The sequence below is a fragment of the Occallatibacter sp. genome, assembly GCF_035317045.1.
Lineage (GTDB): Bacteria > Acidobacteriota > Terriglobia > Terriglobales > Acidobacteriaceae > Telmatobacter.
Genome location: NZ_DATHHT010000025.1, coordinates 115,690 through 123,097 on the forward strand (window position 1 = coordinate 115,690; position 7,408 = coordinate 123,097).

The 7,408-nt window shown below is 57.2% G+C and carries 5 protein-coding genes and 15 tRNA genes; 16 read left to right on the forward strand and 4 right to left on the reverse strand.

The window, feature by feature from the left end:
• The first annotated feature begins 21 nt into the window (after nucleotides 1–21).
• The 16 genes from VK574_RS12615 to VK574_RS12690 all read left to right on the forward strand — a co-directional run bounded on the left by VK574_RS12615 (nucleotide 22) and on the right by VK574_RS12690 (nucleotide 2,257).
• Complete coding sequence (locus tag VK574_RS12615; protein ID WP_472800208.1) at nucleotides 22–534, forward strand: HNH endonuclease; 513 nt, start codon at nucleotides 22–24, stop codon at nucleotides 532–534.
• Between the two features lie 6 nt (nucleotides 535–540).
• Nucleotides 541–615 (forward strand) — tRNA-Thr (locus tag VK574_RS12620).
• An 8-nt stretch (nucleotides 616–623) separates the two neighbouring features.
• Nucleotides 624–699, forward strand: a tRNA-Thr gene (locus VK574_RS12625).
• Between the two features lie 3 nt (nucleotides 700–702).
• Nucleotides 703–782, forward strand: a tRNA-His gene (locus VK574_RS12630).
• 32 nt (nucleotides 783–814) lie between these two features.
• Nucleotides 815–888: transfer RNA gene (locus VK574_RS12635), tRNA-Ala, on the forward strand.
• Nucleotides 889–1,057: 169 nt separating this feature from the next.
• A tRNA-Arg gene (locus tag VK574_RS12640) sits at nucleotides 1,058–1,134 on the forward strand.
• A 192-nt stretch (nucleotides 1,135–1,326) separates the two neighbouring features.
• A tRNA-Trp gene (locus VK574_RS12645) sits at nucleotides 1,327–1,403 on the forward strand.
• 1 nt (nucleotide 1,404) lies between these two features.
• Nucleotides 1,405–1,480, forward strand: a tRNA-Met gene (locus tag VK574_RS12650).
• Between the two features lie 6 nt (nucleotides 1,481–1,486).
• A tRNA-Ile gene (locus tag VK574_RS12655) sits at nucleotides 1,487–1,565 on the forward strand.
• Nucleotides 1,566–1,647: 82 nt separating this feature from the next.
• Nucleotides 1,648–1,735, forward strand: a tRNA-Lys gene (locus VK574_RS12660).
• A gap of 5 nt (nucleotides 1,736–1,740) precedes the next feature.
• Nucleotides 1,741–1,818, forward strand: a tRNA-Arg gene (locus tag VK574_RS12665).
• 10 nt (nucleotides 1,819–1,828) lie between these two features.
• Nucleotides 1,829–1,904 (forward strand) — tRNA-Arg (locus VK574_RS12670).
• 14 nt (nucleotides 1,905–1,918) lie between these two features.
• Nucleotides 1,919–1,995: transfer RNA gene (locus VK574_RS12675), tRNA-Arg, on the forward strand.
• A gap of 14 nt (nucleotides 1,996–2,009) precedes the next feature.
• A tRNA-Val gene (locus VK574_RS12680) sits at nucleotides 2,010–2,083 on the forward strand.
• Between the two features lie 15 nt (nucleotides 2,084–2,098).
• A tRNA-Ile gene (locus tag VK574_RS12685) sits at nucleotides 2,099–2,174 on the forward strand.
• 7 nt (nucleotides 2,175–2,181) lie between these two features.
• Nucleotides 2,182–2,257, forward strand: a tRNA-Gly gene (locus VK574_RS12690).
• Between the two features lie 76 nt (nucleotides 2,258–2,333).
• Here the strand turns inward: VK574_RS12690 and VK574_RS12695 are convergent.
• The 4 genes from VK574_RS12695 to VK574_RS12710 form a co-directional block, all read right to left on the reverse strand.
• Nucleotides 2,334–2,843 carry a hypothetical protein gene (locus tag VK574_RS12695; RefSeq protein ID WP_472800209.1) on the reverse strand — a complete coding sequence of 170 codons (510 nt, stop codon included), beginning with the start codon at nucleotides 2,841–2,843 and terminating at the stop codon, nucleotides 2,334–2,336.
• A 769-nt stretch (nucleotides 2,844–3,612) separates the two neighbouring features.
• Entirely contained in the window at nucleotides 3,613–5,343 is a 1,731-nt protein-coding gene (locus VK574_RS12700) for a ferritin-like domain-containing protein (RefSeq protein ID WP_472800210.1), read from the reverse strand.
• Between the two features lie 2 nt (nucleotides 5,344–5,345).
• Nucleotides 5,346–6,686, reverse strand: a complete 1,341-nt coding sequence (locus tag VK574_RS12705; protein WP_472800211.1) for a radical SAM protein — start codon at nucleotides 6,684–6,686, stop codon at nucleotides 5,346–5,348.
• Nucleotides 6,687–7,408, reverse strand: a 722-nt coding sequence (locus VK574_RS12710; RefSeq protein WP_472800212.1) for a hypothetical protein, incomplete at its 5' end; no start/stop codon positions are given. It abuts the gene before it with no gap.

Here is a 7,408-nt window from a genome sequence, read left to right on the forward strand (position 1 = left end):
CCAGGATGCAAGAGAGGCTATATGACGAGTGCAATGACGATGCCGGTATTAGTGCTCAATGCGAGCTATGAGCCCGTGAACATTACGCGGGCACGCCGCGCCCTCGTGTTGCTCATCAAGGGTGTTGCTGTCGCCGAAGAGACGCACGATCGATATGTGCATGTCGGCCTGCAGTTGCCATGTGTCATTCGCCTTCGCCAGTATCGGCGTTTGCCGCTGCGGATCCAGACGCTCTCGCGGAAAAACATCCTGATTCGCGATAGACACATCTGCCATTATTGCGGCGAGAAGTTCTTGAGCAGCGAACTGGAACTCGAGCACGTGATTCCGCGTGCTCGGGGCGGACTGAGCACATGGGAGAACCTGGTCGCTGCATGTCGCCACTGCAACGTCCGCAAGGCAGATCGGACACCGGCGGAAGCAGGCATGAAATTGCTCCGTCAGCCGCGCCGCGTGACGATTCACACCTCTCGCGCTTTTATGCGCCAGACGGGAATCGGCGAGGAGAAATGGAGGAAGTATCTGTACTACTGAAGTCGGGCCGGCATAGCTCAATGCCAGAGTGTCGCCTCGGTATGGCGAAGGTTGCGGGTTAAAGTCCTGCTGCCGGCTCCAACAAGTTTGCACCTGTAGCTCAAGTGGAAGAGCGGCTGACCTGTAATCAGCAGAATGGGTTTTCGAGCAGCCCCAGGTGCTCCAACTGTGGCCGTGCCGACTATCGGAACGTCGGGCATGACTGTGACTCATGTCTCTTGTGGGTTCAACTCCCACCGGCCACCCCAATCGCTGGGGTGAAATTCCCTGGCACAGTTTCGGGCCTATAGCTCATTCAGGGAGAGCGCCGCACTTGCAATGCGGAGGCGGTCGGGGCAGAGCCGACTAGGTCCACAAGATTCGCCAGTCGCGTATGCGCGGTCGATACGCTCCGTTGAAAACGGAGAGAGCAGCGTTCAACTCGCTGGGCTGGCACCATCGGGGAATGGTGTAATGCGTTGCATCCGTGCCTTGGGAGCACGTGGACTCAGTTCAATTCTGAGTTCCCCGACCAAAGATTTGAGCGTCCGTGCCAGAGCGGATTGATGGCCTTCGCTACGAACGAAGTGCACGCAGGTTCGAGTCCTGCCGGACGCTCCACAATTTGAACCACAGTTTCTCAGACGTTCTGATGGTGAATTGACATGATGCTTAGGACCTTCACACGCGACATAGTCAGAATGACCGGCAAGCGGGTCATTTGGGGAGTCGTGTCTTGAGGGTCTGAGTGCACACGTGCAATGAGCACCAGACCCCGACCCAGGTCGGGGTTTTCTTTTGGTCTTTGAAAATGAGGGTGAAGTTCAGACTGGCAGAACGTCGGCCTCCAAAGCCGAATGAAGCGGGTTCGATGCCCGCCACCCTCGCCAAGGCTGCGAAGCTCATGCGGATGAGCAGGCGTCTCATAAGCGCAAGGTAGTCAGTTCGAATCTGACCGCAGCCACCAAGATTTGGAGGTATAGCTGCTATCGGTATGTAGCCCGCGCCTTATAAGCGCGAGTCTCCGGGTTCAACTCCCGGTACCTCCACCAATGGGTCACGGGTGTTGACGGCAGCATAAGCGGCTCTTAATCGCTCGGACGGGATTCGACTTCCCGGTGACCCACCAACTTTGGAGTCGTACTCGAATCGGATGCAGAGACCTGACTTTTAATCAGCGGGAGAAATCCCAATGTGGGTTCAAGTCCCACCGGCTCCACCAAGTTTGCGCCAGTGGCTGAGATGGATGAGGCACGGCACTTCTAACGCCGTCAAACGCGGGTTCGAGTCCCGCCTGGCGCTCCAGATGATCAATGCCGTCCTAGCTCAATGCAGAGAGCACATCGGTCCTAACGATGAAGATGTGGGTTGAAGTCCCGCGGACGGCTCCAGTGTTGTATTCCACGCGCGTGAAGCTCAAACGGATTGAGCGTCGGCGTCCGAAGCCGAAGGCTGTGGGTTCGAGCCCCATCACGCGCTCCAGTTTTGCACCAAGGGCCGGGTTAGTTCAACGGAAGAACGCTTGTCTTACAAGCAAGCTATGCGGGTTCGACTCCTGCACCCGGCACCAGTTTGAATTTTGCATCCAGGGATAGCTCAGTTGGCAGAGCGCGCGATCGATAATCGCGAGGCCGTGGGTTCAACTCCCACTCCCTGGACCAGCCTTGAGCGGGCGTCGCCAAGCGGAAAGGCACCAGGCTTCCATCCTGGCATTGCGCGGGTTCGAATCCCACCGCCCGCTCCAACCTCTATGAGCACGCTCGGTGCCGGGGCTTGCGTTACATGTGATCGGTCCTCGAAGAGGAAGATCGACCGTTCTCTCACGGTATACGCAGGACCTGGCTTCGCAGACACCATTGCAGAAGCGCCCGAGCACGTGACAGGTCACCTGTAGCCGCCGTGAGGCGAGCAGTTAGATCTGCCAAGCGGATTGTTGCCGGGAGTGAGTTACGCAATTCAAGCAGATCAGTTCCACCGACCCAACGTACGCACTCACCGTCAGGCAAACGAAATGCGAGGTCGGTGCGAATCTCGCCGTTCATCTGCATCTCGGCTGGGACAATTTGATCACTGAAGGTGACGGCTTCAGGCACAGGCATGGCTTTCTCTATCGACGGCGGGCTTGAGTGTGTCTGCCAATGATCAACAAATCGAAAATGATCGTCACGAGAACGCGCCACGAAGGCCCTGTAGAATCGCTCCGCCGCGGTTGCATGGGAAGGCGCCGTTTGCCAGGTATTGATGACCGACGAAGCCGTGATGGCGCTCGACAGCGCAAATCGAATGCCCTGGCCAGCCAGAGGATTGTACGCGAGGGCGGCATCGCCCACTGCAATTCTCCTCCCGTTGATTGGATTGTCGGACCATTGCGTGAATGCCGGCCGCCTACCGCAATAATGAGCGGAGCTTTCAGAAATACAAAAAGTTGCTTCAATCAACGAATCGGAAATCTGACGTCTCCGACTCTCTGAAGACAGGATGGCAACGGAAGTGTGACCTGGAGATCCGATGCTGTAAGCCCATCCGGCAGACAAGCGCAGTATCTTCGCGGAGGCTGACTTTTGTCCCGGCACAATGTCATACAAATCGGCAACTTGGTTCCCGCGTCGCCGGATCGGCCGAGACCAGACTGCTGCCCGTCCCGTTGCGTCGATTACGGCATCGAACCGCAGCGGCGTCCCCTCGACGCAGATGCGAATGCATTCCGATTCGCAGAGCACTACAGGAAGCGTCTGAACCACCCGGAATGAAGCCCCTCGCCTGAGTGCCTCCCGGACGGCCGCTGTTGCGAGCCGATCTCGCTCAACATGGATCCAATCGCCGGACTGCATTCGGGGCTGCTCCGGGTCCCAGTAGTTCTCAAAACCCTGAACCAGAGTCGCGCCCGCCTCCTCAAGAATGCTTTCGGCGTGAAGCTCTTTGAAAAGCGGCAAAGCAGTGGCTGGAATTGCCTCAACGCCTGTCGATACCCTGCACGTACGGGCGAGCATGAGAGGTTTGAGCCCGAGCGCAGTAAGTCGCAGCGCCGTTGCTGCAGCAGCGATGCCTGTGCCGGCGATTACAACGTCATAGGAAGTCCGCGGCCGCGCCATGTTGGGCCTATCTGATATTCCTCGCCGGTTTCTTCCCCGTCTTCTCAGGAGCTGCCGGCTGGCTCTTGAAGAAGGCAACCCCGTGTTGTTCCGAAGCGAGTTTCTCTGCTTGTGCACTCAGTTGGAACATGAGACTGCGAGCCCGCGCGATGTGTGCTGCATCTTCCATATCGCCGGTGGCATAGGCAGCCTGGAGCTCGGCCAATATCTGATGATAAAGATCCAGCGCTGCTTTTCCACCAGGATGGTCCGCAGGCGCGGGTGTGATCGGTCGTATATAGGTCTTCGACGCAGGATATTTCCTCAACACCACCTGCACTTCTTTGAACCGGCTGAAATGCTCCATGCCGTCCGCGATGATGCGCGCCGCAAGTTGCTCCAGGGTAGCCGGGAATTGTTTCTCTCGAAGAGTGGCCAGCACCTGCGCGTACTGACCATCGAGATAGCCGCTAGGCTGCTCCACGCTGATAAAGTCCTGCAACACATCCGGCTCCAGCGGACGAAGACTCGCCGGGCGCGTCTTAACGGGTCCTGGGATTGGCGGTAATTGGGGTGGCCGCGATTTATCGGGCGCTACCGGAATTTGCATTTCGACCCCCAGCGAAGGACCGAAGTTCTTTTTGACAAGCCCGGCATGCTCAAGACTCCAGATCAGCTGATTTGCCCAGCGCAGGTGCCGCATTTCGCTGACAGCTACCAACAGAATCTCGTGGCGCGCAAACGTCAGGTCCTCTATGAGCCTCTGATCTTTTACGGTAGCCGGATCTTTCAGAGAGTACATTGCATAGAGATATTCGAGCGCAACAGCATGCTCGAGAGTCGCCAGCTGCACCAGTTTTTCGCAAAGAGCATCAGGTGTGCTGAGAGGATTGGCATTCTCAGGCGCCTGGAGTTGATAGATGCCGTCGATTTCCCGTCCACGAAGAACGATGCCGAGATCCTGCCAACGCTTGTTGATCTCATAGTGATCAATTTGGCCACGGCGATTCGCATCTTCAGTCGCCTGCGCCGGGGCGGTGCTCTTGCGGTCAGATCGCAACCAATCGATCGGTGTCAACGCCAGGACCGGGTCTTCGGGAGCGCCCGTGGGCAAGGTCGCCTCTCCTGGTGGATCCTCGGCGAGGACAATATCAGGATGATTGGAGGCCCAATAGAAACAGGCACAATCACGAAAGTCGTGCATCCATGGCGAGCAGAGACTCTGGCTGAGTTCACCAGGCGCATACGCGGTGCTGATCACGCCGGTTGAACCGACGAACGTGCGCCGGTTACCGGTTAAGACGACGGTGTCAGCCGGGACCCTGTCGCCTGCTTGTTCTGCGCGGCGACTCAATTCAATGGTGATACGGCCCGGCTCAAGGGAATGAATCAAACGCCAAGATACCGTGATGCCGAGGTCCCGCGATATGGCAATCGTTGTGCGGCCTTGGCTGATGCTATTGAGAAACCATGTATCGTTTCTCAGCTTGTTCCCGGCCGCGCCAGCCAGCATTTTTCGTAACCGGGCCCCCTGTGCGAGATCAGGATCATTCAGATCCACACCAAGGAGACGCACGCCAACGTCTGTGAACTCAAAGATCAGGCCCACAAAGAAGCGGCGGTCGAGATTTCGGTGATCGAATTCGAGGCCAGGAAAGCAGTTGCCGACAGCGCTCTCCAACCTGCTGGTGACAGGATTGCCCACCAACTGGACGGCTGCGCGGGCAGTGAGATTGCGAGGGAAGATTTTCGGAATCATAGTCAGTTCCGTCTTTCGAAAAGTGAGGGATGTTCCCTGAGAACCAGGTTGTAAGTGCGCAAGCAGTAATCCAGCCATCCGCGGATATAATCACAGCCACTCCGGCCGGCGCTCAGAACCTCAGCATGGCACCCGCCGCCGCAAAGATACCTGGCCCAGCAACCTCGACATGGCTGCTGCGTATCCACATGACGCGCACGTAGAAACTCGATGCGCGGTTCCGAAAGTAGCCCGCGAGACGTATTCCCAAGGAAAAATCGGGGATCATCGACCGTGCGATGGCAGGTGAAATACTCTCCTCGCGCGCTCACAGAGACATAGTTTGCAACTGATCCGCACGGGAGCGGCTTGCAGTAGCCGGCATGCAACTGTTTCAATGCGATGGCCAGATTCGAGAAGCGAAGAGTGCCGAGATGGGGCAATTGTTGTAACTCATCTTCCGCAGCCCGGACCATTTCACCAAGAAAAACGGGCCAATCGTCATGGCGGAGAGCGAGTTCCTCGCGGGGGCTGGTGCGCAGGGGACTCACGCCCACTTCACTGAATCCCGATTCAAACAGCGGTGTTATTCTTTCCAGGATCCGCATATCCAGGCGTGTAATGGTCGCCCGCGCAGTGATCCTGGCCCGCCCAGGTAACCGAAGAAGAGGTCGCAACCGCTCAACGCTCCGTTCGAATACGCTCTCGCCATTGCGCGAATGCCTCTCGCGATCATTCACTTCAGAGCCACCATCGAGACTGACAGATACCGCGAAACTGTGCGCGCGCAACAGGTCAAGGTCCTCGGAGTTCAAGAGAGTTCCATTGGTTGTGACCGAAAATCCGACTGTCGCCCCAACTTCTTTCGCACGGTTGGTCGCATAATCGACGGTCCAGTGGATTAACGGTCGATTCAAGAACGGCTCGCCACCGATGAAGCCGACGGTGACTCTTTGTCCGTGGTTGCTCTCGAGGAGCCGATCGATTGAAGCACTTGCAACATCCCTGGACATCATCAGCTCGTGCCCGCCGAATCGGCCTTCATCCGCGTAGCAGTACGAACAGGAGATATTGCAGGACTGCGCAACGTTAAGCGAAATGGCAGTGGGAGCGGGCAATGGGAGCTGCGCCGGATTCGCGTTGCGAACCCGCAGAGACTCGATCAGTTCGCGCTGAACGTTCTCCGGGTTATTGGATAGCTCGTCAAAATACTCCGGAGTTGTTTCAAAGAGACGGGAACCCTCGACGAGAAATACCATCGGCGGATCCCCGGGCAGCAGGTGAATGGGCGGAGGCAAACAGGCATCGAGCACCGGCGTCATCGGGGGCAAATGCGAATTTCTCAGAACCACGAGTTCCGCCATCTACTTTCTCCGTTTTTTCGTGTTTGCGCCTGCAACTCGGTTACTGGACGCACTTCCCTCTTTTACGCGCCCCCCCGAAGATCTGACTGAAAGGCGCTCCACGACACGAGAGAGATGGTCCTCTGCACGGCTTATGCCGGCCTTAGGAGATGCTGTTCTCGCGTCCTTTGCTTCCTCGAGCCGATTAAGTGTCTTCATGAGGAAGTTGTATTGACGCCGGTTCAGGGAAAGGGGAGATGCATCCGAGTCTCGCATGTAAGGTGGCATGCGCATGTCGTGTTCGTTATCGCGACGGTTGCGAGGGTCGCGCTGCTTGGGATCGGGCTTCGCATTCGGGTTCACTGTTTCCCTTAGCGACTTGAAAGAACCGTAGGCGGGACGAACCAGTCGACGAACCTGCTGGGCCGAGGTACGCAAGAATAACGTGAGGTCATCGGTGTTCGCCAAAGGCGCATGCGCCTGCGCAGCGACAGACGAATAGGGCAATTTCTCATGAGAACTTGGCGGACTATTCAGATCCTGGTCCGGGTCGAAATAAGGTGAGTCCTTTGGCGTCATGCTTTCGCCCAGGGTCACTTTCGGAAGGCTTGCAAAATTTACCAGGCCCCGATCTTCGCGCGGCATCATTGCATCCCGCATCATATCGACGTTAGCCAGACTGGCAGTCTCGAAGATGCGCTGAAAAAGGTCACCGAGACGTTCCACCGCGTCAGGTAGATCTT

Excerpts from the sequence above, each read along its gene's own strand:
- VK574_RS12615 (WP_472800208.1), top strand. The coding sequence starts at position 22 with ATGACGAGTGCAATGACGATGCCGGTATTAGTGCTCAATGCGAGCTAT.
- VK574_RS12700 (WP_472800210.1), bottom strand. The coding sequence starts at position 5,343 with ATGATTCCGAAAATCTTCCCTCGCAATCTCACTGCCCGCGCAGCCGTC.
- VK574_RS12705 (WP_472800211.1), bottom strand. The coding sequence starts at position 6,686 with ATGGCGGAACTCGTGGTTCTGAGAAATTCGCATTTGCCCCCGATGACG.